The organism is Vreelandella sp. 2A-K22, assembly GCF_054065485.1.
This window is the reverse complement of sequence record NZ_JBSUGC010000008.1, coordinates 242,149-269,054: the sequence shown is the minus strand read 5'-3', so window position 1 is coordinate 269,054 and position 26,906 is coordinate 242,149. Positions and strand designations below refer to the sequence as shown.

Sequence of the window (26,906 nt, the reverse complement as noted above, 5' to 3'; positions counted from 1 at the left end):
CGTCGGTCAGCGTCGCCATGGTTGGTCCTCCCCGGTATGCGTTCAGCGGTTGAGACGGAATCGGCGGTCAGAAAATGCTCGCTGGCGGTGATAGGGGAAGTGTCGGCGCTGGCTTCACGGAATCAGGTACTATTAATACTTCGCTGATCTCTATATGTGATTATCTCTGCTTACGAGACGGGCTATCAAAACTTTTCGCTGGGAATGAAAAAGTAAGCCATGGTTGTGCCCACAGTGTGTCAAGAATTGGTTATTTTGTAGCAAGGTGCATCAAGATAGATAAAGCGCGATAAATGTTGCTGAAGCCACGCAGCTACTTATCCACCTCCACCGGAGGAGAGTTCTATTGCGAATGGTCGAGGCCAAACTCAACGAATGCTAAGCAGTGGTTTCAGGCGAATGCTGATTGGCGATCGGGGGGGAGTTTTTGAAGCGGCACATTGAAAGAAAAGAGACTGTCTTTGACTTACCGAGTGAGTGTCCTCCGGCTTGCGAGTGACACGGTGCTGTTACCTGTCTCTTCCCGAAAGTATATTCGAGGGGCTGCTTTTCTCAGATTCTGCGGCCAAGTCGTTATTAATGATTAATTCGTCATTTGATATTCAGCACAGCAATTAAGAAGTGGATTAGGCCAACAAAAATATAACTAAAAGAGTCCCTACGCCTGCCACTCCTATTGTATTGGTGAACTCTAGTATCTCATCCTCAATATCACTCAGTAGCCAAGCTGTAGTGCTTTTTGATTTTACTTTGGAAAAGATTAAGGCTGTAGTGCTAGCTTCAACGCTAAAGATGGCAATGACGCTTTCAATTGATCCTGCATTAAGAAGCATCATGGGTAAAGCTAAAAAAGCAGTTAAAGTTATTGTAATACGTAAAGCAAAGCACTGTGAATGGCTTAATGTTCCAGGGGATTCCGGGAACCAAGCATTTGAGAATGACGTTTTCACTTCCATGCATAGCGTTACAAGAAAACACTTGGATAGTGAAAATATAGATATAACCATCTTATTGCACCTATTCTCCATGAGTCCCGAAAAGCTCAGTCGGGGAGGGACGTCGATTAGTCTCCTGTTACCTCGCGAATACCATCGAGGAGGTCGTAAAAATAGGGATTCCAGGTCAGGCGAGCGTGGTATTTTTCCGCGTCGCTCTGACCCCATGCGCCGAACCACAGGGCATCCGGGTCGTCGGGCGGCGCGAGGCCATCCTGGCCGTTTTCCAGCATGAGGTAGCTACCCGCTTGACCGTAATAGGTATTCTCGGGCGCAAACAGCACATTCATGTGGGAAAAGTTGCTGATTCGCCGGTCGGGAAGGTGGCTGGTAAAGGCGGTGACGCGGGGGTCGTCAAGGTGCTGTGGTGGATCGCCGTACCAGATGAAGCGCGATTGTTGGTTGGGAAAGCGGTTTTGAAAGGCAATGAGCGTCGCGTTGGGGTCAAGGACACTATCATGTTGACTCATCGTCATCAGGACAGGTTTATTAAAGTGTGAGGTTTTGAGATTTTTTTGCACGGTACTGACCGAGTGATAATAGAGCGAGGCCCCTCGCGCAGGAAATGATTGGTAAGTGACGATATTGTCTTCATCATCGATATCGAGCCAGTCCCATAAATAGGCAATGGTCGGGGCGAGAAATAGATAGTGGGTATCGGGGTAAAATCCAGGAGAAAACAGCAGCAGGCCATCGACATTGTCGTCTGTGAACGCATGAGAGGTGACCAGGTTACCTCCGGTTGAGAAACCGCCAAGCCAAAGTTCATCGACCTCGGCTGCCAGCAGTTTGGCGTGATGGGCAATTATTTTTTCCCAATCATCATTATCAGGCAGCATCAGATCGGCAGGGCGTGTGCCGTGGCCAGGCAGAAGAATGGAGCGAACCAGCCAGCCGTCATTCGCCATGGCGGTGGCGATATCGATGAAATACCACGGGCTTGCGCCCAGTCCATGAACTAACAGGATACCGCGTTTCGCCGGTTTATCAGGGCGGAGTTCGAACGGCGTATTGAGCTCTATTTCAAGGTCGCGATCTTCGCTGATGAAAGCGCGGTTATCCGCAATCCATGCACGTGTATCGTGCACATATTGGTCGAAACTCTCCTGATCATAGCGAGGCAGATTTTCTGAGGGTTGAAAACCAGGGAAATCCGGCGGCACGGCGCAGGAAGTCAGCAGAAAGAGTGTGAAAAGTAGAACGCTAAGGCGGCTAATCATGGAACCCTCTCTGTCGGTGCTTGCCTCTAACAGAGAGTCACAAATGTGCTCCCTCTTACTTAGAATGGTCGGGCAGGCGGGCTATGTAGTGTTTAACAAGCAGCGTTATTATTTCGACTGTTACGGTTATTTAACTGTTTAAGGCAAACCCCGGCAGCACTGCCTCGGCCTCGATAGCGATTAACCATTCCGGTTCGGCAAGGCCGTACACAATCAACCAAGTAGCAGCCGGCGGGGCGGTGGGGAAACGATGCTTCAGCGCCTCCATTACCACTTGCTGGTCGTAGCGAGCAGATTCGGCTAAGTAGATTCTCAACATCACCACCCGCAAGAGATCGCCGCCGAGGCTTGATAGCAATCGTTCGATATTGTTCAGCGCTGCTTCGGTCTGCTCGGGAAGTTCAGGGCCCGCTAAATGGCCTTCGGCATCGACCCCTACCTGGCTGGACATCAGCACCCGGGAGCCTCCCTGAACTAATACGGCTTGGCTGTGACCTTCGATCAAGGTATCGGGCAGGTTGGGCGGATTTAGGGGCTTGCGTCTTAAAATTTGCATGACCACCTCGTTGATAAGTGATGTAGGGCGCTGTTTGCAGGGATTAACCCTAGGCTTCTTTGCGTAGCGTCATGATCAACCCGGGATGGGCGTTGTGAGCCGAAAGCACCCAGCCGTGTGCCATGGCGATTTCCTGGCAGATGGCCAGCCCCAAACCAGCACCATGGTCGCGTCGATGTGCACCTCGCCAGAAACGAGAGAACAGCAGAGACAGCTGTTCAGGCTCGACGCCAGACCCTCGGTCACGCACGGTTATCGTATTGCTCTGGATTTCCATGCTGACGAGAGTCTGCGCGGGGGCATGCTGGATGGCGTTCTCCAGCAAGTTCTTGAGCAGAGTGAAGCATGCCCCGTGATCAGCCTTCCATGTCACCCCTTGATCCGCGGCAAGCACCGTTAAATGCACGTCGGCGGACTCCGCCATGCGTTGCAAGTAGATGGAAGCTTCGTGGGCGATGTCGTGCATTCGAACAACGCTAAACTGGTAGTTGTGCGCCTCGCTCGCTTCGGCCAGAAGTAGCAGTTGTTGCACCTGGCGGGTCATGTACTCGACATCGCTCAATAGCGCCTTGCGGTCATTTCGCCCTTCCTCGAGCAACTCAACCTGCCCGCGGATCAGCGCCAGGGGCGTTTTTAACTCGTGGGCCGCATGGCCGAGAAACTCCTGCTGCAGGCGATAACCCCGCTCAAGGCGTTCCAGAGCGTGATTGAAGCTATGTACCAGCGGGGCAATTTCCACAGGCACGGCGTCCGTATCGAGCCGGGCGTCTATAGAGCGCGGCGAGATAGCCGCCGCCGATTTGGAAACATCGCGCAGCGGCTTGAGGGTTAAGCGCAAGGTAATGTAGGCGCATAGACCGAAGGCAACGAACATGACAAAGCCAAACACCAGTACGCCCGCTGCCACCAGTGGAAAGGCGACGAGATAGAGGACATCAACGAATCTTGAACTGGCGACGAACTGCAGATACCACGTTCTTTCACCATGCTCAAAGGGCTCCGTGGCACCGTAGAAAGTTCTGTCGTCATACTCAAAGGAAAAGGTGCCCCGCGCCAAACGTAGAACCTCGCCGTCGGCTGGCCAGAAAGCTTCTCTGGCACTCGAGGTCACCGCCACGTTCCCGGCATCATCCAGAATACGGTACGCCGTTTCGGGTTGTGGGCCTTCGTATAGCCAAGCGCGGTCGTCCATGCTGGCGTCGAAACCAACGGGCCGGCCACGACTGTCGAACTCGACATTGTCCACCAGCCCATCGGCCGCGTCGGCCATATCCATACGAGGCAGTAGATCGCTCTGAAGCACCACTGCTGCGGCAATTACCAGCAGTGTGATACTCAGCACCATACCTGCCAAATAGGCCAGCAGCACCTTCAGCCTCAGGCTATTGAGCGTCATCCGCTTGACGAAGCGCATATCCCATCCCTCTCACGTTGGCGATCCGCTGGCGCGAACCGATGGCAAGCAGCTTGCGGCGTAAACGGTGCAGGGCGACATCCAAGGCGTTCGGTGTCACCGCCTCGCTTAGCCCCCAGGCCGCTGCTTCCAGCGCGCTGCGGCGAACTACCTCATCGTGCTTATATAACAGCAACTGCATGATGTGCAGCTCCGCCGGGGCGAGGGTAATGCTCTTGTCGCCGCTAAACAGAACGCCGCTTTCCGTATGCAGCCTCAGGTCGCCGTGAATGGGGTCGATTGAATGGAATTCCGCAGGGCGGCGTAGCAAGGCACGGACACGTGCCACCATCTCATCCATGGCAAACGGCTTGGGGAGGTAGTCGTCGGCACCGGCTTCGAGGCCTTCTAGCCTGTCATGCAGCGCATCGCGAGCCGTTAACACCAGGCAGGGCACGCTAAGGCCCGCGTTGCGCAACTTCTTGAGCAATAGCAGCCCATCGCCATCCGGCAAGCCACGATCGAGTACCAGTGCCTGGTAGGGCATCTGCTGAACGGCAGCCCAAGCCGAATCGATGCGGTCGACCACATCAACGCCGATACCGGCGTCCACCAGCCCTTTGCACATCAAGTGGGCTAGCCGGTCATGATCCTCGATCAGTAGTATGCGGCTCATCAGAATGTATAAAGATAGCCAACTAACACGGCGTTTTGGGTCGAACGATCCACCAGTGGGCTATCTTTGATTTCGTTCGCCAGGCTCGTGACCTCAACACCTAACAGCACAGAGTGATGCTGGTCAAACTGGTACACGCCGCGCACCCCCGCCTCGATATTGGTAGCCGACTCTCCCTTATAGGCGGGGCGATCGAAGCGAACCTCATTATCGCGAACGCCGAAGTAGTAATCGACGTTCTTGTCGTCCTGCCAGGACGCCCCCACGTGTGGGGTTACCATTATATGTTCGCCGAATTCCCACGTTCTCTCCAGGCCAAGATCGAAGCGATGTCCGTCGCTGTTGCCGGAGACGTCGGTGAGCCATTCGGCACTAACATCAACGAAGTCGGTCTCCCATTCCATTTTGGCCCCCGCCCAAAATCCGCCCTTGCGCTCACGCATGCCGTTGAGAATCGGGGCATCGCCTGGCTCGTAGCCGCTCTCATCGTACTGGGCGACGATGCCGAAATTGAGCTGTTGTGAGTCGTTGATGACAAGACTCGGCAGTTTAAATTCGATTTCCGGTCCGAAGACACTAATGTACCGGTTTTCGATCAGGAACAAGGGAAATGGGGTGTTTTCCCTGTCGATACCGGCATAGGGATCCTGTTCGCTTATTGCGCCTACGCCCAATCCCCAAGTGGTTTCGTCTGAGTCCTCTTCGTCGGCGAACGCCAACGGAGAGACAATAACAAGACCACCGATACATGCGGCTGTCGCCAATCTTATAGTGATGAGGCGGCCGTTCAGTAATAGCGACTGATGATAACTCATGGTGGCACTCCTAGCATGGTTTGAAAGTGAGAGTGGTATGAAAGTGCCATCATCAGGAGCGCTATCTTACGCGTTTCTTACTGGTGCCGGATTTATTTAAAACGTGACGTCAGTAAGAAATGAGAAAGGAAGGCAGGCCGATAGTGGTTCAACTGAAATTCTTGGATTTTCTTTTTCATCAATGAATTGAACCCTTTGAAGCAGGCCTGGATTATGCCATTTCCAAAACGAAAAAGTTGTTTCGGCATTATGATTGTCGTGATCGCTAGCGCTGCCGCGCTTGCATGTATGCAGGCGGTGTCTTCGGAAAGCGATGCCGTCGCCGAACCGACGGCGCAGCCCTCACTATCAGTCAACGTGACGACATTAGAACCTCAGACGCTTCCGACGACGATTGCGGCCAATGGTGATATCGCTGCGTGGCAGGAAATCATTATCGGTACCGAAATCGGTGGCCTGCGGCTGGTAGACGTCAAGGTAGACGTGGGTGATGAGGTCACGGAAGGGCAGGTGCTGGCCGTTTATAACGATACAACGGTGCGCGCAGAGCTGGCTAGGAGCCGCGCCGCCGTGGCGGAAGCCGAGGCAACGCTTGCGGAAGCGAATGCCAATGCCCAGCGTGCCCGAAGTTTGAAAACCACGGGATCGCTTTCAGAGCAGCAGATTCAGCAATACGAAACCGCCGAACTTACCGCCCGTGCGCGGCTAGGCGTTGCGCAAGCGCAGAATGAAGCCCAAGAACTACGCTTGGCTCAGACGCAAGTGGTTGCCCCGGACGACGGTTTGATTACCTCCCGCACAGCCACTGTTGGTGCTGTCACCGGCACTGATCAGGAGCTGTTCCGGTTGACGCGCCATGGTCGCCTGGAGTGGCGGGCAGAGGTCGCCGCGTCTGATCTGAATGAGCTGCGACCGGGCCAGACTGCCAGGGTCACCGTGCCCGGTGGATATGAGCTCGAAGGGCGCTTGCGCACCATCGCGCCGTTAGTGGACACCGCTACCCGCAACGGTCTGGTCTATGTCGACCTACCGTTAAGCGACGTTGCCCGGGCGGGAATGTTTGCACGTGGTAAATTCGAGCTGGGCACGCGCCAAGTGTTGACGCTACCACGCTCTGCGGTGCAGCTTCGCGATGGCTTTGGCTACGTCCATCGCGTCAGCGATGAAGGCCAGATAACGGAGCAGAAAGTTGCCTTGGGCCAGCACACGGAGGATCGAATCGAAATTCGCGCCGGGCTTGAACCCGATGCCCGAGTGGTCGCCTCGGGCGGTGCTTTTCTTGGCAACGGTGACCAGGTGCGGGTGATTGAGGGAGAGCCAGTTCATTCACCCCAAGCGAACGATACCGACGCCGAGGAGGGGGTATGACGCTCAATACCTCATCCTGGGCGATTCGCAATCCTATTCCGGTTGTTCTGCTCTTCATCCTATTGACCTTCTGGGGGCTAATCTCCTTCCGAGGCTTGTTTATTCAGGACTTGCCGGATGTGCAGCTGCCCCTCGTGGAGGTCTCAGCCTCGTTGCCGGGGGCGGCCCCCGCCTTAATGGAGAACGAGGTTGCCCGCAAGATCGAGGACTCCATCGCTACCGTCTCCGGCGTCAAAAATATCAATACAACGCTGACGGATGGCAATGCCGACATTGCTATCGAATTCAGGCTGGAAAAGTCCTTGCAAGAGGCTCTTGAGGATGTGCGCGACGCTGTTGCTCGCATCCGCTCGGATCTACCCGCCGACCTGCGTGATCCAGTGATTCGGAAGGGTGAGTTTTTCAGTGAGCCGATTGTACGCTACTCGGTGACCTCCTCTGATCTAGACGATGAGGCACTCTCCTGGTTTGTCGATGACAAAATGACCAAGGCCGTCTTGTCGGTGCCAGGCGTTGGTTCGGTTCGGCGTATCGGCGGGGTCGATCGCGAAGTCCGCGTAGCATTGGATGCGGATCGTCTGCTGGCGATGAACACGACAGCGCTGGATATATCACGCCAGCTGCGTCAGGCGCAGTTGGAGGCGCCCGGCGGCCGTGTGGATGTCGGCGGGGCCGAACAGGCAGTGCGCATCATCGCCAACGCTGAATCCGCAGCCGAGCTGGCGAAGATGGAGCTGGCACTCAGCGATGGCCGCCGTATTCGCCTTGATGAGGTGGCGACGGTTACCGATACCGTGGCCGAGCGGCGCTCAATTGCATTCTTGGATGGAGTGCCCGTCGTCGGCTTAGAGATGACCCGTGCCGAGGGGTACGGCGAGGTGGATGTGGCCGAGGGCGTGCAGTCTGCGCTCGCGGCGTTGCAGGTGCAATATCCCCATGTCGAGATCGAAGAAGCCTTCAATTTTGTTGGGCCGGTGCTGGAGAACTACCAGGGCTCCATGCATATGTTATTCGAGGGCATGGCGCTGGCGGTGCTGGTGGTATTCTGCTTCCTGCGCAATTGGCGGGCCACACTGATTGCGGCGGTTACGCTTCCGCTGTCGATCATCCCCACCTTCGCTTTCATGCACCTGATGGGCTTCTCGCTCAATGTGGTGACGTTGCTGGCGCTCTCGCTGGTGATCGGGGTGTTGGTGGACGATGCCATTGTCGAGATTGAGAATATCGAACGGCATCTGCTAATGGGCAAGCCCCCGCGCCAGGCCGCCATGGATGCGGCGGCAGAAATCGGCTTGGCTGTGGTCGCCACCACCTTTACGTTGATTGCCGTTTTTCTGCCCACAGCATTTATGAGCGGCACCGTCGGGAAATTCTTCGTTCAGTTCGGTTGGACGGCCTCTGTGGCAGTACTGTTCTCGCTGTTGGTGGCGCGCCTTCTCACGCCCATGCTGGCTGCGTATCTGTTGCGCAAACCCCATCTGCATCATCGCGACCCAGCGTGGATTAGCTACTATCTGGTTGTCGCCCGTTGGTGCCTGCGCCACCGCAAGACAACCCTCCTCGCGGCGGCGGCCTGCTTTGCAGGCGGTATCTGGCTGGCCTCGACCCTGCCGGGGACCTTCATACCCCCCGATGATAATTCCCAGACGCAGGCGACGCTCACCTTGCCGCCTGGTAGCACCTTTTCTGAAGCGGAGGCGCTTGCCGAGCAGGCACGCTCACGACTGGAGACGCAACAGCATGTAGTCAGCGTCTTCGCGGCCGTCGGTGAGGACTCCGGCAGCAGTGACTCTGATGTGACCTCGGTGGAACTGACCGTTGGTTTGGCGGATCGCGCAACCCGCGCGGGCGTTACGCAGCAAGACATAGAGCAGCAGTTGCGGGTTGCACTCGCCACACTTCCCGGGGTGCGAACTCGCGTAGGTGACGAGGGGGATGGCTATGAGTTGGTGCTCGCCGGTGAGGATAGCCGAGTGCTTGAACTGCATGCCCGCCAAGTCGAGCGGGAGATGCGCGCCATTCCCGGCATCGGCGCGGTGAGTTCGACGGCCAGCCTGGTCAGGCCTGAACTCATTGTACGCCCTGATTTTGCCCGTGCCGCCGACCTTGGGGTCTCGGCTCAGGCCATCGCCGATACGCTGCGCATCGCGACAGTGGGCGATAACGCCGAGGATCTTCCTAAGTTGAACTTCAGCTCGCGTCAGGTGCCGGTGATGGTTCGGCTGGCGGATGCCGCTCGGGAGGATATGGCGACCCTTAAACGGCTACCAGTGCCTGGTGCGAATGGGCCAGTGCCGCTTGAGAGTGTTGCCTCCTTCGAGTGGAGCAGCGGTCCTTCGGAAATCACCCGGCATGATCGTCTGCGCAACGTCAATTTCGAGGTGAGCCTGCAAGGGCAGCCTTTGGGAGAAATCGAGCAGGCCGTGCAGGCACTGCCCAGTTTACGTCAGTTGCCACGCGGCGTGTTTCAGACAGCAGAAGGCGATGCAGAGGAAATGGAGGAGCTTGCCTCAAGCTTCGGGATTGCCATGCTGACCGGCGTGCTGTGTATCTATATGTTGCTGGTGCTGCTGCTCAAGGATTTCATGCAGCCGGTCACTATTCTGGTGGCTCTGGTGCTCTCCGTACCTGGGGCTTTCCTGGCGTTGTTCCTCACGCAGACGCCCGTGTCGCTGCCTGCCATGATCGGATTGATCATGCTGATGGGCATCGCCACCAAGAACTCAATCCTGCTGGTGGACTACATCATTATCGCCCGTCGGGTGCATGGGTTGGAACGCGTGGACGCCATTATTGATGCCTGCAAAAAACGTGTCCGGCCCATCGTGATGACCACCATTGCCATGGGGGCGGGCATGATGCCGATCGCCCTAGGATGGGCTGGCGATCCCAGCTTCCGGGCCCCCATGGCCTTCGTGGTCATTGGCGGACTGCTCACTTCAACGCTTCTGAGCTTGCTGGTTATCCCGGTGGTGTACAGCTACGTGGATGACATCGGCAATATCCTGGGGCGGTTCAAGCTGCCCCCAAACCACGCAACGCAAACATCGGAGTAGAAATTGTCATGAAACAGATCGAAAAAACCCTAGAGAGCCTGACAATGGGACGCCGTAGTTTTCTAACTGGCGCGGCTGCACTTGGTGTTGGTGCCGGGTTGTCCGCGCCTGCCATTATCTCCAGTGCTGTCGCGACAGAGAAATCGGTCATCGCGTTGCGAGACCAGGATCTGCCATTTATCGCCACGGAAGAGACCTATACCACCGAGGAACTGATCGCGCTGAACGCGATTAACGATCAACACGTAGAGTACCTCAGGGAAACGGGTCTTGCCGAACTCGGCCCTGGCCGCATCGGCGCAATGGATAAGGCGGGGATCAATGTTCAAATCCTCTCCGCACATACGCCGGGCGTGCAGAATGTCCCCGGTCAGGAAGGCATCGATTTTGCCTATCGTCTCAACAAGATGATTGCCGATGGCCCGATGGCCACCCATCCGGGGCGGTACCAGGCCTATGCAACCTTGCCTCTGCAGAACCCGGAAGCATCAGCGGACGAACTGGAACGCGCCGTTCGGGAAGATGGCTTTCTGGGGGCCATGACCAATGGATTCATTGGCAACAAATTCCTCGACCACCCGGATTTCGAGCCCATTCTGGCGCGCGCCGAGGCACTTGATGTGCCGATATACCTGCATCCAGGCTTCCCCCCGGAAGACGTGTTCAATATTTATTACAACACCATGCGGCCAGGGTATGACCAATTGTTCCAGAACTACATTTTCAGCGGTTCAGGATATGGATGGCACCAGGAGGTGCTGACTCAATGTCTTCGACTGATCATCACTGGGGTGTTCGATAAATTTCCTAAACTGCAGATGATTATCGGCCATATGGGAGAGGGCCTTCCGTTCTACTACGAGCGTATCGTGGGAGATATGAGCGAGTCGACCGAAGACTCGCTGAACAAGCCTATCGGGCAATACTTTAGTGACAATTTCTGGTACACAACCAGCGCATTCTTCCAGGACGAATTGCTTCATCTTTTGCTGAGGTACATCAGTGTGGATCGAGTGATGTTTGGAACGGATTACCCGTTTGCAGACATGAAGCAAGGAACCGACTGGTTTCGGGCGGTGGATCTGCCCCGTGAAGCCAAGGAAAAAATTGCGTTCCGAAATGCAGAAAAGCTGTTCGGAATAAAGGTCTGACGCATCCGCCCGGGATCGAATGATGCCGATTGGTTTTGGTGTCAGCGGGGCCATAACCGGAGATCATTTTGGCTGTATCTCAAGGGTACAGCCAAAGGATGCCAAGCGAGGCCCCTTGCCTCCCTCATCGTGGCCAACCACTCATCGGAGGTCTCATGTCCCCCCAATCCAGATTCCACGGTCGTCAATCGGCGATCCAGGAGGGCGCTGCCATCCAACGCTGATGACGCAACGGCCATGCTCGTCGGCGTAGTCAAGCGATACGGCTCTGGCGAGTCCGCCATCGTCGCGCTCGACGACGTCACCATCGCGTTCCCGGTAAGCGGCGTTGGCGAACCGGGCATTTCCCCGCTCGCGCCTGAGCTGGCCAACGCGCTGTTCGCCTCCACACAGCAGAGGATCCGTAGTCTGCCGTTCTCCGATCATGTCTAGGCCAATACAGACCTGTCGAGGCCCATCATTGAGCAGCGGCGGCGAGGCATAAAGGCATCAGGAATGACATCGGTGGATGGAAGCATGTGGTGTCCTCGTCGCATAGGACGAGACTGCCCGGTAATGCGTCTTTCAGAAGCCTTAGCGGAGGATCGGAACGATCGAGAAGTATTGCGTAAGTTTTCAGTAAGCCAGCGGCAGCGACAGTCAACACTCTTTCCACTCAACGTCGACTGAATGGCCTCTGGTCTTTGGAGAATTCGCGCATGATCTATCGACTCCTGCATCGGTGGCGCTGGCTTGGCGCCTGGACCCTGGCCAACCTGCTGCTTGCCTGGATGATCTCGCTGCGCTATGTCGGCTATATCCAGCCCGAGGGGGCCGAGCAGTGGAGCTACCTGCTGATGGTCTTCCTCGGCCATCTCTCGCTGCTGGTATGGCTGGGAGCTTTGCCGATGTTCCTGCTGGCCATAGTTTTGCGCGGCAGCGGGCTATGGTTGATGACCACCCTGTGGGCGAGTGGCCTGCAGCTGCTACTGCTGCTTGATACCTTCGTCTACGCTCAGTATCGCTTTCACCTGAGCGGCTTTATTCTCGACCTGCTGCTCAACGCCGGGGGCGACGTGTTCAGCTTCTCATGGGTCGCCTGGGCACTGGCCGTCGGTGGCGTGCTGGGTATGTTGGCGGTGCAAGGTGGCCTCGGGCTGCTATTCAAGCGACGTCAACCTTCACGGCCTGTGGGCGCAATGCTGGTAGTGAGCTTGTTGGCTCTGCTGGGGGTGCACGGTTGGCATGCCTGGGCGGATGCCCACTACGACCGCGACATCACCGGCATGACGCGTCATGTGCCGGTCTTCTATCCGGCCACTGCCAAGCGCTTCTTCGTCAAGCAGGGGTGGGTCGACCCCCAGGCGGTAAGAGATCGGGTGGATCTCGAGGCGGCGGAGGGAGAGGCGCAGGACCTGGTCTACCCCTCCGCGCCGCTGAGTTGCTCGCCGTCGGTGTCTTCCGACAACCTGCTGCTGGTACTGCTGGATACCTTGCGTCACGATATGCTCACTCCTGAAGTGATGCCGAATCTTTACCGGTACGCCAATCAACCCGGTTGGTTCAGGGCGCGTGAGCATATCAGTGGTGGTAACTCCACCAAGGCCGGCGTCTTCAGCCTCTTCTATGGCCTGCCAGTCACCTACTGGGATGCATTTACTGCCAGCCAGACGCCCCCGGTGCTGATGGAGCGCTTCGAGGCTGCCGATTACCGCTTTCAGGTTCTCTCTTCGGCGACGCTGGTGAGCCCTGCCTTTGACCGTAACGTTTTTGCCGGCCTCAAGGATGTCTCGCTGGAGACAGCACAGGGCGAGCCCTGGGAGCGCGACCAGCAGATCACCGATGACTGGCTAGCCTGGATGGACAAAGAAGATGCAAGGTCAGATGAGCGGCCGTTTTTTGGTTTCCTGTTCTATGACGCCGTGCACGGCTACAGCCATCCGCCAGACTTCCCTCGGTTCACGCCCTATTGGGAGCATATCAACCACCTGAGCCTGGGGCCTGACTTTGACCCCGAACCTTACTGGAACCGCTATCGCACGGCGGCGCGCTATGTGGATCAGCAATTGGGACGCGTACTCGATGACCTGGAGCGCCGTGGGCGGCTTGAGGATACTGCGATAGTGATTACTGCCGACCACGGAGAGTCCTTCAACGAACATGGCAAGAACTACTGGGGACATGGCAGCAACTACACGCCGGAGCAGGTCCAGGTCCCGCTGGTGATGCATTTGCCGGGACGGTCCGGTGGGGCGCTGGAGCGGCGAACGCACCACGCCGATATCGCACCGACGCTGCTCGAGGAGCTGCTCGATTGTGAATCAGCTCCTCAACATTACACCCTGGGGCAAAGCCTGTTGGACGTCGACCCCCATCGCGACTGGATGCTTTCAGGCAGCTACATGGGTTATGGCATCCTGATGCCCGACTATCAGGTGGCTGTGCACCCCACGCGGGCCTTCGAAGTCTATGACTACCGCATGAACGAACTCGACGATATCAAGCTCGAGTCCCAGGTGTCGAACGAGGTACTTAGGGCGCTGTCGAGATTCTATCGCTAAGACACCAAGGATGGTGCATTGCCGGCTTTAGCGTACGGAGTGAATCAGCCATGGCCTCAATGCCTATAACCATCTGTTGAGCAGGCCAATGGGTAGCCCGACAAGGTGCAGGTCTTCGACCCCGAACCCCGGTGTGGCGTTGAAGGCTTGGCGGTTTCAATGGCCAGGAACAACAAGTGTAGTGGCATAGTGAATTGGCTGCGCCGTTGTGTGAAGCGAGGCACATACACAATTGGCACCTAATTTTGCCCAGGATTTGACCTTGACTTCAGCTCTATCGTTGCTCGCTACACAACGATAGAGCTGCATGAGCTAAAGCCCGTTTCAGAGCTTGCCGTCGGCAATCAATTCCCGGGTGCGTCTGAGCGTGGACAGCAAGGCGGCCTTGTAGCCGTTGTCGCTGTCGAACTGGATTTGTTCGGCTTGTTCCTCAGGGCCGCCCGGTGCTTTGTCGCGCAGGCCAAGATAGCAGTAGAAGCGAAGCTGGAGCGCTCCGGCCTCATCCTCAAAGAGTTCGTTGACGATGGCGCCCTCACGGGGACCTGTGGCCTGGAAGAAGGTGACCTTGCTTTCTGGCTCCAGGGTGATGATCTCGCGCAGATCGGTGCCGGCGATGGTGGCTTCGCGCACGAAGTGCGTTGTGCTTTCCTCCATGACGTCGCAGCGGGTGCACAGGCCTTTGGGTAGGAACAGGCGGGCGTCGCGGGCCTTGAGCACCAGGCCCTGCCAGGCCTGTGCTCGGGTCAGAGTGGTTTCCCCTGCCGGATTCACCGGGACAGTAGCGGTCGAGTAGATCATGGTGAGTTTCCTTATGTTGATTGGGAGTGCGCTGCCGTCAGACTGAGGCCGCGACCTGGGTGGCGAATTCGCGATAAGAATGAAGGGGGCGACCCAGAAGGGCAGTCAGCCGGTCAACGTCACCGGTACCGGGGAGCATCCCCTCGGTGATGAAACGCTCGCTCATCAGGCGCATGTCGTAAGCCATCCAACTCGGCATGTGCTGCAATAGGTTCTGCTCGAACGCGACGGTATCCTCACCCGGGTAGGCGATGGGGCGACCAAGTACATCGGTCCAAATAGCGGCAATGTCCTGGCCGGTTAGCGTGTCGGGGCCAACGAGATTGATATGCTCGATCGGTAGCGGTACGACTGACTGCTCGCGGCGCAGGAGCTCGAGGGCGGCGACTTCTCCGATGTCACGCGTGTCGACCATCGCAAGGCCCTTGCTGCCGATCGGCATCGGGTAGATGCCGTATCCGGTGACTACCTCCTTGATGGTCAGGTCGTTCTCGATGAAGTAAGCGGGCCGCAGGATGGTGGCGTTAAAGCCCATCTGCTCGATCATGCGCTCCACACCATACTTGCCGGCAAAGTGCGGCACATTGACGTACAGATCGCTGTGGATTACCGAGAGGTAGACAATTCGCTCGATGCCGGCCTCACGGGCGAGGTTAAGCGCGATCAACGCCTGGGTATACTCGTCGGCTACCACGGCGTTGAGCAAAAAGAGAGTCGAAACGCCACGGTAGGCATTGCGCAGCGAGTCGACGTCGAGCAGATCGCCCTGGACGACACTGACACTGGCCGGAAAGTCCGACTTCGAAGGGTCACGGACGAGTACGCGGACATCGGCATCGCGCTTGACGAGTTGTTGCACAACTTGACGGCTGACAGTGCCTGTTGCGCCGATAACGAGAATGGTCATGGTAATTTCCTGGGTTGGGGTTATTTGTTGCAACCAGAGTTGCGTACGAATTGAACAATAGATTGTTTCATTATCAAAACAAAGAGCATAAAATATAGACACTATGTTCCGTATGTGAGACACAAGTGGATTTCAATGCTTTGCAGGATTTTCAGCTGGTGGCCGTTCACGGCGGTTTTGGTCGAGCAAGCCGGGCCAGTGGCAGGTCCAAGGCAACCCTGTCGCGCCGGGTGGCTGATCTGGAAGAAAGCCTAGGCATTCGGCTCTTCGAACGAAGTGACCGCAGCCTCGAGCTGAACGAAGCCGGCCAACTGCTGCTCGCACGCATTGAGGGACCCATGCGTGAGGTGGCCGAAGCGGTAGCGGCGGCCCGAGATGGCCTTGATACCCCGAGAGGCCGGCTGCGCGTAGCGGCACCGTTGCTGTTTTCGCAGGTGGCGCTTGGGCGGCTGGCCGCCGCCTTCCAGGCGATCCATCCCGACGTGCAGATAGAAGCGGTGGCCGAAGACCGGCTCGCCGATCTCGTCGAAGAGCATTTCGATGTCGCCATCCGCATCAATCCGCACAAGGACAGCATGCTGGTGGGCAGGTGTTTTGCCCGAGACAGACTTGTCTTGGCGGCGGCTCCCTCGGTTCAGATACCAAAGCAGAGCAGGGATGAGCCGCCCCGCATTCCGGCGATCGTCATGCCGACGTATCGAGAAGGTGAGGTCTGGTCCGTCCGGGATGGCCAACTGTCCGTCGAACCACAGCCTGTTTTACGGCTGTCCTCGCTCCTGACGGTTCGAGATGCCGCTGTAGCGGGTGCAGGAGCGGCCATGCTGCCGCAATCCATCATCGGAGGCCTGCTGGAAAGAGGCGAGCTGGTGTCGTGGGGCGCCGCCGGCAACGAAGTCGAGCTTTGGGTTCTGCATACCTCCCGACGCTTACAGAGCCCCAAAGTCCGGGCCTTTGTGGAGTTCATCTGCAACTATTACCCCAATGGATCATTTGTAGTTCAGGAATAATCTCTGGGGTGCGATCATCAATGCCTGTCGCCAGCGCCTCCGTCCGATCATGATGACCACCCTCGCCATGGGGGGCGACAAACAGCGAATGGGTGAGATACAGATGCTCACTTCGAAAGTGTCGCCTTCTCTGGCCTGCCAACGCATCTCATACGGTAATGCAGTGCTGGTCAGGTAGAAGTCCCCCGCCTGCACCTGCGCCATCGAAGGGCGCGCCCATTGGCCGCGCGGCACAACCGGAAGAGATCGCTGAAGTGGTCGCTTTCCTGGCGTCGGAGCGCGCGAGCTTCATGGTCGGCTCTGTCGTCATGGCCGACGGAGGCATGACCGTTACTGCTGGCTGAGCGGAGACTTTGCGATGCAGTCCGTATTATCAGCCTTTTCAGCAACACGCTGGCACTGAATACCCATGGTTATGAGCGAATGGTGGCATCGCTTAAGCATGTTCAGACACTAAATACCTCAATAACCCGGTCACGGAACCAGCGCTGTGCAGGGTGAGTATCGTTGCGTCGATGCCAGGATAGCGTGAAAGGAACCGTGTCGAGTTCGATCGGCGGGCTTCCCACATAGAGACGTTCCGCTTGACCTGAAGCTTCCACCACCCCTTCGAGAATCGTCGCGATCATATCCGACGAGGCGACAAGAGCCGGAGCGGCGTAGAGCTGCGGAAGGGTCAAAGCGAGTTGCCGCTTCAGCCCTTGCTTTGCCAAGGCTGTATCCACGACGCCGAAACAGTCGTTCTCGGGAGAGACAAGAAGATGCGTCAGGGACAGGAATGTTTCGAGGTTCAGACCCTGACGAACGGCCGGATGATCTTTACGCAGGATGCAGACAAAGCGTTCTTCAAACAGGGGAGCGCTAAGAATACGGCCGGTTGATGAAGGTGGGACGCCGATGGTCATTTCCACTTCCCCGGCATCAAGCATTGAGATGGCATCATCCCGACTGGTGAAATTCCGTACAGCTAGCGTTATGCCCGGAGCTGCCTCGCGCAGCTTCGCCACCAGCCGCGGCAAAAACCTGAACGCCGGGTAGTCGGACAGGCCGATAGAAAGAGCGACGGTGGATGAAGAAGGATCGAACTCTTGTGTGAAATCCAGCGTGCGCTGGATTTCCGCCAGCGCATGGCTAATCGGTTCGGCCAATTCGAGTGCCCGTGGGGTCGGCTGTAGACCGTTGGTTCCGCGTACGAACAACTCATCCCGGAGCAGAATACGAAGCCTTGAGAGCGCAGCGCTCATTGCGGGCTGCGTGCGTCCGATCCGTATCCCTGCTCGCGTGACGCTTCGCTCCACCATTAAGGCATCGAAAGCGACGAGCAGGTTAAGATCTATGCCGTGTAGATTCATGAGATGGATGTTAATGCATATCAAAAATCGATTTCAAGTATGTTCTTTGCAGCCCTAAGCTATGAAAACCCTCACAACGAGAACCTTCACAGCGAGAACCCCCCATGATTGAATCAACCACTCAGCACAAGGCCAAAGTAGCGAGCCTACCCGTTGAAGAACTCAAGGCTATCGAAGCATTCTATCGCGCCTTTGAAGGAAAGCCGGAACTGCTCGACGATGCTGTCGCGGCCGATTGGCAGGATATACCGCTCGCTCCTGGACAAATAGCAGGTCGAGACGGAATGAAACCGCTCATTGCCGATTTCGGAGCTGCGTTTCCCGATGCGAAGGTTACTATCCACGAGATCATCAGCGCTCCTGGCCGGGCCGCCGTGCGAGCCGTGATCTCAGGCACACATGAAGGCGAGTGGTTTGGCATTGCACCGACCGGCAAGACCTGCCAGTTCGCGATTCACGAATTCCACCATATCGCTAACGGCAGGTTGACCCATACCTGGCACCTTGAAGACTGGTTGGGATGGCTCAATCAGGTCGGCGCCTGGCCTGTGATTCAGCAGGAGAACACACGATGAAAGTCATCCGTATCACCGGCTATGAGGCCGAGCCGCACCTCGATGACGTCTCCAAGCCAGTGCCGGCTAGCGGTCAGGTATTGGTTCGAGTCCGGGCCGCTAGTCTCAACCCGCTCGACGTCAAGCTGCAACGTGGCTACATGGAACAGTTCTTTCCCCTGACCTTTCCTTACACGCTAGGCACCGATCTCGCCGGTGTCATCGAGCAACTGGGGGCGGATGTCGAAGGGTGGGCTCTCGGCGACCAGGTGGTCGCCAGAACCGACCCGACCGCCGGAGGTGCTTTTGCAGAATACGCCTTGGTGCCGAAGGAGTTCCTTGCGAAGGCACCTAGTACTCTACCGTTCAATGAAGCAGCTGGCATTCCGACAGCTGCCGGAACGGCCTGGCAAGCCTTGTTCGAGTCCTTCGAGCTTACTGAGGGACAGAAAGTATTGATCCATGCCGGCACGGGTGGCGTCGGCAGCTTTGCCATTCAGCTCGCTCATCGTGTCGCGGCAAAGGTCATCGCAACGGCCTCGGGCAGCGGTCTAGATATCGTCCGCCTGCTCGGTGCTGACATGTGCATCGATTACCGCCGCGAGGACTTCACCCGGAAGCTATCCGACATCGACGTCGTCCTCGATACGATGGGCGGCGAAATCCAGCGACGCTCTTTCGACGTGCTGCGGGCGGGTGGACATCTACTATCTACCGTCATGCCACCTGATGACACTTTGGCAGCCGCTCATAACGTCACTGCCGGTTTCGTATTCCATGCTTCCGACGGTCAGCGGCTGGCGCGAGTATTGAAGGCTATCGACCAATACGGCTTGCAGGTTCTTGTGGATCGAACAGTGCCGTTTACAGAATTCATTCAAGCATTCCAACATCAGGCCTCGGGGCATGCACGGGGCAAAATCATCATCACATTCGATTGAGCTTGACCGCAGCCGCCAGCCCCAGCTTCGAGATTCCGGCATTATTGACGAGAGCGTCAAGATGGGAGCATTCCGCGTGAACCGCATCAGCGAGTCTATACACGTCGCCAAGAGAGGCGAAGTCAGCCTCGAAGAACCGGGCGGTTCCTCCGGCCTGTTCGACGGCATGGACAACGGCCGCTCCGCGTAACGTATCACGTCCGTGCACATGGATGGCCCCCTTACCTCGGGGGCGCTTGCGGTATTGCCCGTGTTGCTTCCACTCAAGCTTCGCTGGCAATGCGATTGAGATTGTTGACCGATTCTTCCGGCAAAACCAACTGTGCGGCAGCCAAATTTTCCTCTAGATGTACCTTGGATGATGTTCCAGGAATTAACAGGATGTTTGGGGATCTCTGTAACAGCCAGGCAAGAGCAACCTGCAACGGCGATGCCTGTAACGTTTCTGCCTCTTGTTGCAGAATTGTAGACTGCAGCGGTGTAAAGCCTCCTAAGGGGAAGAAAGGGACATAGGCAATTCCATCCTGTGCAAGCTGCTCGATGAGAGCATCGTCATGTCTGTGGGCAAGGTTGTAATGGTTCTGCACACAGACGATAGGCGCAATGGCGCGGGCCTCTTCGATTTGCTTTTCGGTGACATTGCTGACACCCAAATGGCGAATAAGCCCTTCTTGCTGTAGTTCTGCAAGTACTGAAAAGGGTTCAGATATGGAACCTTCAGCCGGACCGTGCGCAGAAAACATTGCCCGCAAGTTCACCACCTCTATCTGCTCCAAGCCTAGATTAATCAGATTGTCGTGGACTGCCTGGGTAAGCTCAGCCTTAGAGAAGGCCGGAAGCCAGTCACCTTTGTCGTCACGCCGGGCGCCGATTTTTGTGACAAGCGTTAACTCCTTGGGATAGGGATGCAAGGCCTCCCGAATGATTCGGTTGGTGATGTGGGGGCCATAGAAGTCGGACGTATCAATATGATCCACACCGTATTCCACGGCTGCTCTAAGTAGGGCAATGGCGCTCTCTTTGTCCTTCGGCGGGCCAAATACGCCGGGGCCGGCCAGTTGCATTGCGCCATATCCCATGCGCTTGATCTGCCGATCACCTAATTTAAAGGTGCCTACCTGTTCGATGTCGTTCATGAAAGTCTCCTGTTTTTGATTTCCGTCACAAGGGCATAAACACGGCACTGCCTTCAGCTTTCTCCTTGCTCACCACGCACAATGGCCGCCCGCTCCTGGGGATTACGCCGTCGCAGGGATGTCTGGGCGATCGCCAGCGGGACATAGGCCGCTCCCTCCAGCGGCGCCACATCAACGCCCGGTGGGACTATCTCGTCGATCCGGTCGAGGATTTCATCGCTCAAATGCACCTCCGCGCCGGCGAGCAGGTCGTCGAGTTGCTTGGGCGTGCGGGGGCCGATGAGAGCGGATGTAATCGCCGGATGCGTCACGACGAAGGCCAGTGCCATGTGGGTCAACGACAGGCCTGCATTTTCGGCCAGCGGGATGAGCTGCTCGACAGCGTTGAGGCTGGCTTCGTCGGACATCGCCTTGGGGAAATATTTCGTGCGCAGCGAGTCCGGTTGCTCTCCACCCTTGCGGTATTTGCCTGTGAGCATACCCTTAGCCAGCGGGCTCCAAGCCATCGCTCCCATGCCATAACGCTGGCAGATGGGCAGCACCTCCCGCTCGATCGAACGGTTGAGAATAGAATAGGGCGGCTGCTCAGTGCGGAAACGGGCCAGCCCGCGTCGCTCGGCGACCCATTGCGCCTCCACGATGGCGGAAGCAGGAACGGTCGAGGCACCGATGGCTCGCACCTTGCCCTCGCGCATCAGGTCGGTGAGAACCGACAGCGTTTCCTCGATGTCGGTATCCGGCGCCAGCCGATGAATCTGATAAAGGTCGATATGGTCGGTCTGCAGGCGGCGCAGCGAGTCTTCGACCGCGCGGGTCAGCCAACGCCGCGAGCCACCCCGGCGGTTGGGGTCGTCCCCCATCGGGAGCGAAGCCTTGGTGGCAAGGACGACATCGTCTCGCCGCCCCTTCAGTGCCTTGCCGACGATTTCCTCGGACTCGCCCTGGTGATAAGCATCGGCGGTGTCGATAAAATTGATGCCGAAATCGAGTGCCTTGTGGATCATGCCGACGCATTCATCGTGATCGGCATTGGCGATTCCCCCGAACATCATCGTGCCCAGGCAGTAGGGGCTGACCTGGATGCCGGTACGGCCAAGTTGACGATATTGCATGGTGTTCTCCTCGTATGATGGCAACGGCGCAGGTGAATCATGTTCACAACAGTCGCGGGAGAGATCCCCGCTGCAGAGCGCCTCTGGCATCTGCCATGAATCGAGTATGGCAAGCCGAAACAGGATGAACTACAATAAATCGTCCGTATTTAGTTTGCAGGTGTCCTGTGTTGCTCGATCCGCTTGCCCAGGTAGTCACGCTCCTTCAACCCGCTACCCCGTTTTCGAAACGGGGTAGCGGCGCCGGTCGTTGGAGAGTTCTCCGCACAGAGGTCGGGCGCCCTTTCTATTGCGCCATTCTTGAGGGAGCATGCCGTCTCAAAGCCGACGGGCACGACGAGATCGTCCTCGAAGAGGGGGATTTCGTGCTCCTCCCCTCCGCCTATAACTTTTCAATGTCGAGCCACTCGCCCACGACCCCCGAAGACATCGTTCATACCTCCATCGTGTTACCCGATGGCGAACACAGGGTCGGCAACCCAAACGACTCTCCCGATGTCCGCTTTCTAGTGGGTTACTGTGTCTTTCGCTCCCCGGATGCGGCTCTGCTTTCGTCGCTGCTCCCCAAGCTTGTACACGTTCGGGGAGTGGATCGGCTGGCCACTCTCATGCAACTCGTCGGCGATGAAGCGCGTGCGCAACGGCCGGCGCGGGATGTGGTTCTGGAACGCCTGCTGGAAGTCCTGCTCATCGAGGCCCTTCGCTCTGACGGTAAGACGGACACCTCGCCTGGGCTACTGCGCGGCCTTACCGACGAGCGGATTGCGATTGCAATCCGCCGGATACATGAGAGTCCCGACCGCCCCTGGACGGTTGCACAGCTTGCAAACGAAGCGACACTCTCCCGCTCCGCGTTTTACGAACGGTTTGGTCGCGCGGTGGGCATGGCGCCAATGGAGTACCTGCTCGCCTGGCGCATGGCGTTAGCCAAGGATTTGCTGCGCAGAGAAAAAGCCAGTATCGCTGACGTCGCCGAACGGGTTGGCTACAGCTCCGCCAGCACCTTTAGTGTCGCCTTCGGCCGTCATGTTGGGCTTCCGCCTGCACGCTATGCTCGGGACACTTCGTTTGACAGGGTGCTACAGGTCGAAGCCGATAGCTCACCGGAGACCGGATCCATTGCTTGAGCCGAAACTCTCAGGCAAGCAATCGCGGGCGGTCGGCTGAGCTTTCACCTTTAGGATCCCAATCCACCATCGACTCGAGTTGCTTCGACTAAATGATCTAATTCAGCTTGTGCTAGCGAAGGTGGCAGATGGCAGATGGGTTCCCCCTCCAACGGATATGACCGCGGAGCGCTCAGGCGTTAGTGTATGACGAAGATTGAAAAAGGTGTGTGTCTGGAACGTTCGGCATATCGGCGAGCAGCGCAAGCGCGGTCGAGCTCAAGGGATATCGTACCTTGCGTTGATAGGCTTCTACGATCTCGGCGAGCACGGACACGGCAAGCGATGAAGCATCGCGCATGGAAGGTATCAATCCGACGGGCCCGCGGATGCGGTGAGTTTGTCTCTTGGTAAAACCGATTGTCTGAAGCCTCTCACAGCGCCGCGCATGGGTAGCTTTGCTGCCAATGGCGCCAATATAGAAGGCGGGGCCTATGAGCGCTTGGGCGAGGAGCGTTTCCTCCCAGTCCACGTCATGGACGGCGAGCAGAAACGCCGTCCATGGATCATCGTCCAGCTTGGGAAGCGCCGAAGGAACCGTCAGCGTCGTAACGCGCTCGATTCCTAACCGTTGGGCATCCTGGGCTTCGGCAGCATCGCGGAGTTGCAGCTCGGTGTGGATGCCGCTTGCCGTCGCCAGCCGGGCAAGCGCTAGACTATCGGCGCCGCGCCCGGCGATGCGCAGTCGGAGCTTGGGTATGTACTGAAAAGACAGAGCACCTGGGGTGGGAAGATGTCCCAATCCGAGCGAGCCCGAGTCAGAAAGCGTGATCGATACCGGCTGGCGCGAGGCGAGCTGATCATGGCAGGCACGCAGAACACTGGCCTGGGTGTTGGGAAGTACGCAAACATCAATGGCACCACCGCAGGGTAGCGGCAAATCGATGAACGGTGAGCCCTTGCCGTACCTCAGGCGTTTGACCCGCCCCGTGCTAAGCGCTTGCCGCGCATGATTGGCCACATCCGCGTCGATGCACCCGCCTGAAATGTAGCCGCAACGGCCACCCGTGGCGGACACGGCCATCAGGGCGCCCGGCATGCGCACGGCGCCACCTTCCGTCGCGGTCACGATAACGAGAGCTGTCTTGCTTTCTCTGCGCCAATCGAGCCACTGTCCAAGGACATCCTGTGCGTGTTCCAGGTACATGGTAGGCCTCATCAATCTGTGGTCGGCTGCGCTAACCCTGAACATGATCGGAAAGCGGCAGGTGGCGGATTCGTTGCTGCGTAGCGGCAAATAGCGCGTTGGCCAGCGCCGGGGCGAGCGGGGGAATGCCCGGCTCACCCACGCCGCCTAGCGGCGAGCCGATATCGACGATGCTCACCGTCACGGCTGGTGCCTCCCCGATGCGGAGCAACGGATAGTCGTGAAAGTTCGACTGCTCGGCGTGGCCGTCACGAATCGTCACTTTCTGCCTCATGGCTGCTCCGAGCGCATCGATGACGGCGCCCTGTATTTGCGCTTCCACCTGGCCCGGATTGATCGCGCGTCCGCAGTCGATAGCGGCATAAACACGTTCAACCTGGATACCTTCATCGTCAGCTCGAGCCTCGACTACCTGGGCAACGTAGGAGCCGTAGCTTTCTACCACGGCCAAGCCGCGCGAGATTCCCTCTGCCGCAGGCTCTTGCCAGTGTGATATCTCGGCGACCCGGTCAAGGACGGCGAGCATCCTTGCCTGATCGGTGCAGTGGCTTCTGCGAAACTCCAACGGATCGCGGTCCGCTGCCGCAGCGCATTCGTCCATAAAGCTTTCGAAGAAGAAGCCGTTGAAGGAGTGGGCGATCGAACGCCAGGGGCAAAGCGGGATCGGCAGGTCGACCACGGCATGATCCACGACAAAATTGGGGATGACGTAGCGCATGTCCGACAGGCCGCCGAGCGAGAAGGGATCGAAGTTGGCGAGATTGCCCGTCGACTGCGCCCGCTGCTCCGGATCAATGCCGTATTCGCGGCCCATTTGCGGCCCGGAGACGCGAATGCGCATGCCGGTGATCTGGCCGGCCTCGTTCAGAACCGCCCGGAAGCGACACATCATCGTCTGGCGATACTGGCCCTGCTGAACGTCATCCTCGCGCGCCCATAGCACCTTGACCGGCCGACCATCGACGGCGCGGCTGGCAAGCGCTGCCTGAAGGGCGATCTCGCCGTGGGTCTTGCGCCCGAAGCCACCACCCAAATAGGTGGTATTGATGAAAAACTGGTCAGCCGGTATCTGCATCGCATTCTCGAGCGTCATGCGCACGATGTCCTGGCCCTGCGTGCCGATCCATAGTTCTGTTCGTTCCTCGGTGGACTCGGCCGTGCAGTTGATCGGCTCCATGCTGGCATGGGTGAGGAGTGGCACCGAGTATTCGGCCTCGACGACCTGGCCGTCGTCCGACAGGGTTGCCTCAGCCTCGCCACGCAGCGTGGTGATGGGCACATCGGTTCGATCCAGTCCCTGGCGAAGCATTTCATCTATCTCATCGGTGGAAAGCGTATCCGCCGGTGTTTGTGTGAAGGTGATATCCAGGGCGTCGGCTGTTTGTTTGGCCTGCCACCAGGAGTCGGCAACCACCACTACGCCGCGCGGCACGCGAACCACGGCGACAACGCCCGGCATCCCGGAGACGCTGTTCTCATCGAATGACTCGACGTCGGCGGAAAAGACCGGGGCGAGTCGGGCGGCGCCATATAGGATGCCTTCGCGCTCGACGTCTATCCCGTATACGGCTTTGCCTGTCACCTTTGTCGGGGTATCGAGACGCGCTACCTTGCGCCCGGTCAGCGTGCGTTCGCTATCGGGTCGGAGGGTTGGATCCTCAGGCATCGGCAGCGCCATGGCGTCTTCCACCAGGTCACCGAAGGGAATCCTTCGGCCGCTGTCGGCGTGGACAATGAAGCCGTTCTCGGCGTGCAAGGCTGCCGCTGCTACGTCTAGGCGCTCGGCCGCCGCCTGGGTCAGCATTTGCCGTGCCTGGGCGGCCGCGCGGCGCAGCGGGTCGTGCCAGAAACGGATGCCGAACGAACCCACAGAGCGCATCTGGCCGATGAACGGAATCCTGTAGTCGTCGGAGAGCTGCTTCGGCATGCCGACAGTAATACTCGACCAATCGGCGCCCAACTCCTCGGCGAGAATCTGGGCCTGGCCCGTGTGGGTGCCCTGGCCCATTTCGCTCGTGGGTAGCAGGAAGGTCACCTGACCGCTCGTGTCGATGCGGATATAAGCATGCGAAAGGAGTGTATCTTCTTCCTCTCGTGACCAGGCCGTGGGTAGACGAAGGGGAATGATGAGCGCGGCGCCTGCCACTAAGGTACCGCCTAGAAAGGCGCGACGGCTAAAGGATAAATGATGTGTTTTCATTGTTGACCTGTCCTTTCCATAAGCCTTGAGGGAACACGGCGCCGGTTAGCTTTCGGCGACACGGTGTATGGCCGCCCGGATGCGCACATAGGTGCCGCAACGGCAAAGATTGCCGCTCATTGCGTCATCGATCTGCGCATCGGTAGGGCGCGGATTACGCGCCAGAAGCGCAGCGGCGCTCATGATCTGACCCGACTGGCAGTAACCGCATTGCGGGACGTCCAGCTCCACCCAGGCCTGCTGGACGGGGTGCGAGCCATCTTCGGACAACCCTTCGATCGTGGTGATAGATCTGCCTTCGGCGCCAGATAACGGGAAAACACAGGCACGCACCGGCTCGCCATCCACATGCAGCATGCACGCACCGCATTGCGCGACGCCGCAACCGAACTTGGTGCCGGTGAGTTTCAGTTGCTCCCGGATCACCCAGAGAAGCGGTGTACCCGGCTCGGCGGTGACGTCTACCGCGCGTCCGTTGATCGTGAATGCTGTCATTACTGCTTCTCCTTGGCCCCATTTCGGGTCGTAACATGGCAGGGTTGTTGGCTCTTCTCGATTGCCTTAGAGGCAGCAGTTGGCTTCGGCCAAGGCTGCGTTATATTTTTTAACAACTTGATGGAGACAATACTTGCCAGCACCTGCGCAAACCTTGCCTTTTCCTGCAGGGGGCAAGGAAGGCCTTTGACATCATGCTAAGTTCAACCTGAATGCGGCAGGGAAACAGATAGATTCGCTCTATTTAGTCGATTCTGAAGTCACAAGTGGAACTGAAAGGATTCGTCCTCCCAGCTCGCCTCCTTTGGGAGACACTTTGCT

The 26,906-nt window shown here is 57.7% G+C and carries 25 protein-coding genes and 1 pseudogene; 10 read left to right on the top strand and 16 right to left on the bottom strand.

Annotated features, from left to right (window positions below):
* Nucleotides 1-626: 626 nt before the first annotated feature.
* The 6 genes from ACW17M_RS13165 to ACW17M_RS13140 form a co-directional block, all read right to left on the bottom strand.
* The gene (locus ACW17M_RS13165; protein WP_457547594.1) at nt 627-956 is read right to left on the bottom strand and encodes a hypothetical protein; all 330 of its coding nucleotides are present in this window, start codon (nt 954-956) and stop codon (nt 627-629) included.
* Nucleotides 957-1,063: 107 nt separating this feature from the next.
* Nucleotides 1,064-2,215, bottom strand: a complete 1,152-nt coding sequence (locus tag ACW17M_RS13160; RefSeq protein WP_230804740.1) for an alpha/beta hydrolase — start codon at nt 2,213-2,215, stop codon at nt 1,064-1,066.
* 130 nt (nt 2,216-2,345) lie between these two features.
* Nucleotides 2,346-2,771, bottom strand: a complete 426-nt coding sequence (locus ACW17M_RS13155; protein WP_039858846.1) for a Rid family hydrolase — start codon at nt 2,769-2,771, stop codon at nt 2,346-2,348.
* Between the two features lie 49 nt (nt 2,772-2,820).
* Complete coding sequence (locus ACW17M_RS13150) at nt 2,821-4,185, bottom strand: ATP-binding protein (protein WP_022519825.1); 1,365 nt, start codon at nt 4,183-4,185, stop codon at nt 2,821-2,823.
* Complete coding sequence (locus ACW17M_RS13145) at nt 4,154-4,840, bottom strand: response regulator transcription factor (protein WP_009286853.1); 687 nt, start codon at nt 4,838-4,840, stop codon at nt 4,154-4,156. The genes ACW17M_RS13150 and ACW17M_RS13145 overlap by 32 nt, the downstream gene beginning before the upstream one ends.
* A complete protein-coding gene (locus tag ACW17M_RS13140) occupies nt 4,840-5,655 on the bottom strand; it encodes a MipA/OmpV family protein (protein WP_009286854.1) in 816 nt (271 codons plus the stop codon). Before ACW17M_RS13140 ends, ACW17M_RS13145 begins: the two co-directional genes overlap by 1 nt.
* A 213-nt stretch (nt 5,656-5,868) precedes the next feature.
* Here ACW17M_RS13140 and ACW17M_RS13135 point away from each other — a divergent pair, with 213 nt between their 5' ends.
* The 5 genes from ACW17M_RS13135 to ACW17M_RS13115 all read left to right on the top strand — a co-directional run bounded on the left by ACW17M_RS13135 (nt 5,869) and on the right by ACW17M_RS13115 (nt 13,770).
* Nucleotides 5,869-7,023, top strand: coding sequence for an efflux RND transporter periplasmic adaptor subunit (locus tag ACW17M_RS13135; protein ID WP_233973892.1), 1,155 nt, complete (start codon nt 5,869-5,871; stop codon nt 7,021-7,023).
* Nucleotides 7,020-10,079, top strand: coding sequence for an efflux RND transporter permease subunit (locus tag ACW17M_RS13130; protein ID WP_457547593.1), 3,060 nt, complete (start codon nt 7,020-7,022; stop codon nt 10,077-10,079). The genes ACW17M_RS13135 and ACW17M_RS13130 overlap by 4 nt, the downstream gene beginning before the upstream one ends.
* Nucleotides 10,080-10,087: 8 nt before the next feature.
* Nucleotides 10,088-11,230, top strand: coding sequence for an amidohydrolase family protein (locus ACW17M_RS13125; protein WP_009286857.1), 1,143 nt, complete (start codon nt 10,088-10,090; stop codon nt 11,228-11,230).
* A gap of 237 nt (nt 11,231-11,467) precedes the next feature.
* Complete coding sequence (locus ACW17M_RS13120) at nt 11,468-11,662, top strand: hypothetical protein (protein WP_039858850.1); 195 nt, start codon at nt 11,468-11,470, stop codon at nt 11,660-11,662.
* A 266-nt stretch (nt 11,663-11,928) separates the two neighbouring features.
* Nucleotides 11,929-13,770, top strand: coding sequence for a DUF3413 domain-containing protein (locus ACW17M_RS13115; RefSeq protein ID WP_457547592.1), 1,842 nt, complete (start codon nt 11,929-11,931; stop codon nt 13,768-13,770).
* Nucleotides 13,771-14,094: 324 nt separating this feature from the next.
* On the opposite strand, the gene ACW17M_RS13110 is transcribed toward ACW17M_RS13115, so the two are convergent.
* A complete protein-coding gene (locus tag ACW17M_RS13110; RefSeq protein ID WP_039858851.1) occupies nt 14,095-14,568 on the bottom strand; it encodes an SRPBCC family protein in 474 nt (157 codons plus the stop codon).
* A 37-nt stretch (nt 14,569-14,605) separates the two neighbouring features.
* On the bottom strand, nt 14,606-15,475 hold the full coding sequence (locus ACW17M_RS13105) for an SDR family oxidoreductase (protein ID WP_457547591.1): 870 nt from the start codon (nt 15,473-15,475) through the stop codon (nt 14,606-14,608).
* 125 nt (nt 15,476-15,600) lie between these two features.
* Between ACW17M_RS13105 and ACW17M_RS13100 the strand changes: the two genes are divergently transcribed.
* Nucleotides 15,601-16,482 (top strand): LysR family transcriptional regulator, encoded by an 882-nt coding sequence (locus ACW17M_RS13100; protein WP_009286858.1) that lies wholly within the window; start codon nt 15,601-15,603, stop codon nt 16,480-16,482.
* 158 nt (nt 16,483-16,640) lie between these two features.
* Nucleotides 16,641-16,826 carry an SDR family oxidoreductase gene (locus ACW17M_RS13095; protein WP_457547590.1) on the top strand — a complete coding sequence of 62 codons (186 nt, stop codon included), beginning with the start codon at nt 16,641-16,643 and terminating at the stop codon, nt 16,824-16,826.
* A 102-nt stretch (nt 16,827-16,928) separates the two neighbouring features.
* Here ACW17M_RS13095 and ACW17M_RS13090 read toward each other — a convergent pair whose 3' ends face one another.
* Both ACW17M_RS13090 and ACW17M_RS13085 read right to left on the bottom strand, forming a co-directional pair.
* Entirely contained in the window at nt 16,929-17,630 is a 702-nt protein-coding gene (locus ACW17M_RS13090) for a LysR substrate-binding domain-containing protein (protein WP_457547596.1), read from the bottom strand.
* An 18-nt stretch (nt 17,631-17,648) separates the two neighbouring features.
* Nucleotides 17,649-17,834, bottom strand: a pseudogene (locus ACW17M_RS13085) (LysR family transcriptional regulator); the annotation flags it as partial.
* Between the two features lie 104 nt (nt 17,835-17,938).
* Between ACW17M_RS13085 and ACW17M_RS13080 the strand changes: the two are divergent.
* Together ACW17M_RS13080 and ACW17M_RS13075 are read left to right on the top strand one after the other, a co-directional pair.
* Entirely contained in the window at nt 17,939-18,409 is a 471-nt protein-coding gene (locus ACW17M_RS13080; RefSeq protein ID WP_400668180.1) for an ester cyclase, read from the top strand.
* Complete coding sequence (locus tag ACW17M_RS13075; protein ID WP_457547589.1) at nt 18,406-19,329, top strand: NADP-dependent oxidoreductase; 924 nt, start codon at nt 18,406-18,408, stop codon at nt 19,327-19,329. The genes ACW17M_RS13080 and ACW17M_RS13075 overlap by 4 nt, the downstream gene beginning before the upstream one ends.
* On the opposite strand, the gene ACW17M_RS13070 is transcribed toward ACW17M_RS13075, so the two are convergent.
* Genes ACW17M_RS13070 through ACW17M_RS13060 form a run of 3 tightly spaced genes read right to left on the bottom strand, consistent with a single transcriptional unit; the run spans nt 19,316 to nt 21,577 of the window.
* Nucleotides 19,316-19,537 (bottom strand): SDR family NAD(P)-dependent oxidoreductase, encoded by a 222-nt coding sequence (locus ACW17M_RS13070; protein WP_457547588.1) that lies wholly within the window; start codon nt 19,535-19,537, stop codon nt 19,316-19,318. The two genes, ACW17M_RS13075 and ACW17M_RS13070, sit on opposite strands and share 14 nt — an antisense overlap.
* A 55-nt stretch (nt 19,538-19,592) precedes the next feature.
* A complete protein-coding gene (locus ACW17M_RS13065; RefSeq protein WP_400668186.1) occupies nt 19,593-20,465 on the bottom strand; it encodes an aldo/keto reductase family oxidoreductase in 873 nt (290 codons plus the stop codon).
* 53 nt (nt 20,466-20,518) lie between these two features.
* Nucleotides 20,519-21,577 carry an aldo/keto reductase gene (locus ACW17M_RS13060; RefSeq protein ID WP_027957256.1) on the bottom strand — a complete coding sequence of 353 codons (1,059 nt, stop codon included), beginning with the start codon at nt 21,575-21,577 and terminating at the stop codon, nt 20,519-20,521.
* Between the two features lie 170 nt (nt 21,578-21,747).
* Here ACW17M_RS13060 and ACW17M_RS13055 point away from each other — a divergent pair, with 170 nt between their 5' ends.
* Nucleotides 21,748-22,704 carry an AraC family transcriptional regulator gene (locus ACW17M_RS13055; protein ID WP_457547587.1) on the top strand — a complete coding sequence of 319 codons (957 nt, stop codon included), beginning with the start codon at nt 21,748-21,750 and terminating at the stop codon, nt 22,702-22,704.
* A gap of 172 nt (nt 22,705-22,876) precedes the next feature.
* Here ACW17M_RS13055 and ACW17M_RS13050 read toward each other — a convergent pair whose 3' ends face one another.
* Genes ACW17M_RS13050 through ACW17M_RS13040 form a run of 3 tightly spaced genes read right to left on the bottom strand, consistent with a single transcriptional unit; the run spans nt 22,877 to nt 26,585 of the window.
* Nucleotides 22,877-23,890, bottom strand: a complete 1,014-nt coding sequence (locus ACW17M_RS13050) for an XdhC family protein (RefSeq protein WP_457547586.1) — start codon at nt 23,888-23,890, stop codon at nt 22,877-22,879.
* Between the two features lie 31 nt (nt 23,891-23,921).
* Nucleotides 23,922-26,090: a molybdopterin cofactor-binding domain-containing protein gene (locus ACW17M_RS13045; RefSeq protein ID WP_457547585.1), complete on the bottom strand. Its 2,169-nt coding sequence runs from the start codon at nt 26,088-26,090 to the stop codon at nt 23,922-23,924.
* 45 nt (nt 26,091-26,135) lie between these two features.
* Entirely contained in the window at nt 26,136-26,585 is a 450-nt protein-coding gene (locus ACW17M_RS13040; protein ID WP_141439847.1) for a (2Fe-2S)-binding protein, read from the bottom strand.
* Between the last annotated feature and the right edge of the window lie 321 nt (nt 26,586-26,906).

Excerpts from the sequence above, each read along its gene's own strand:
- ACW17M_RS13040 (WP_141439847.1), bottom strand. The coding sequence starts at position 26,585 with ATGACAGCATTCACGATCAACGGACGCGCGGTAGACGTCACCGCCGAG.
- ACW17M_RS13050 (WP_457547586.1), bottom strand. The coding sequence starts at position 23,890 with ATGTACCTGGAACACGCACAGGATGTCCTTGGACAGTGGCTCGATTGG.
- ACW17M_RS13075 (WP_457547589.1), top strand. The coding sequence starts at position 18,406 with ATGAAAGTCATCCGTATCACCGGCTATGAGGCCGAGCCGCACCTCGAT.
- ACW17M_RS13060 (WP_027957256.1), bottom strand. The coding sequence starts at position 21,577 with ATGCAATATCGTCAACTTGGCCGTACCGGCATCCAGGTCAGCCCCTAC.
- ACW17M_RS13120 (WP_039858850.1), top strand. The coding sequence starts at position 11,468 with ATGCTCGTCGGCGTAGTCAAGCGATACGGCTCTGGCGAGTCCGCCATC.
- ACW17M_RS13130 (WP_457547593.1), top strand. The coding sequence starts at position 7,020 with ATGACGCTCAATACCTCATCCTGGGCGATTCGCAATCCTATTCCGGTT.
- ACW17M_RS13115 (WP_457547592.1), top strand. The coding sequence starts at position 11,929 with ATGATCTATCGACTCCTGCATCGGTGGCGCTGGCTTGGCGCCTGGACC.
- ACW17M_RS13160 (WP_230804740.1), bottom strand. The coding sequence starts at position 2,215 with ATGATTAGCCGCCTTAGCGTTCTACTTTTCACACTCTTTCTGCTGACT.
- ACW17M_RS13125 (WP_009286857.1), top strand. The coding sequence starts at position 10,088 with ATGAAACAGATCGAAAAAACCCTAGAGAGCCTGACAATGGGACGCCGT.
- ACW17M_RS13165 (WP_457547594.1), bottom strand. The coding sequence starts at position 956 with ATGGAAGTGAAAACGTCATTCTCAAATGCTTGGTTCCCGGAATCCCCT.
- ACW17M_RS13155 (WP_039858846.1), bottom strand. The coding sequence starts at position 2,771 with ATGCAAATTTTAAGACGCAAGCCCCTAAATCCGCCCAACCTGCCCGAT.
- ACW17M_RS13110 (WP_039858851.1), bottom strand. The coding sequence starts at position 14,568 with ATGATCTACTCGACCGCTACTGTCCCGGTGAATCCGGCAGGGGAAACC.
- ACW17M_RS13150 (WP_022519825.1), bottom strand. The coding sequence starts at position 4,185 with ATGCGCTTCGTCAAGCGGATGACGCTCAATAGCCTGAGGCTGAAGGTG.
- ACW17M_RS13095 (WP_457547590.1), top strand. The coding sequence starts at position 16,641 with ATGCAGTGCTGGTCAGGTAGAAGTCCCCCGCCTGCACCTGCGCCATCG.
- ACW17M_RS13135 (WP_233973892.1), top strand. The coding sequence starts at position 5,869 with ATGCCATTTCCAAAACGAAAAAGTTGTTTCGGCATTATGATTGTCGTG.
- ACW17M_RS13105 (WP_457547591.1), bottom strand. The coding sequence starts at position 15,475 with ATGACCATTCTCGTTATCGGCGCAACAGGCACTGTCAGCCGTCAAGTT.
- ACW17M_RS13140 (WP_009286854.1), bottom strand. The coding sequence starts at position 5,655 with ATGAGTTATCATCAGTCGCTATTACTGAACGGCCGCCTCATCACTATA.
- ACW17M_RS13145 (WP_009286853.1), bottom strand. The coding sequence starts at position 4,840 with ATGAGCCGCATACTACTGATCGAGGATCATGACCGGCTAGCCCACTTG.
- ACW17M_RS13080 (WP_400668180.1), top strand. The coding sequence starts at position 17,939 with ATGATTGAATCAACCACTCAGCACAAGGCCAAAGTAGCGAGCCTACCC.
- ACW17M_RS13065 (WP_400668186.1), bottom strand. The coding sequence starts at position 20,465 with ATGAACGACATCGAACAGGTAGGCACCTTTAAATTAGGTGATCGGCAG.
- ACW17M_RS13045 (WP_457547585.1), bottom strand. The coding sequence starts at position 26,090 with ATGAAAACACATCATTTATCCTTTAGCCGTCGCGCCTTTCTAGGCGGT.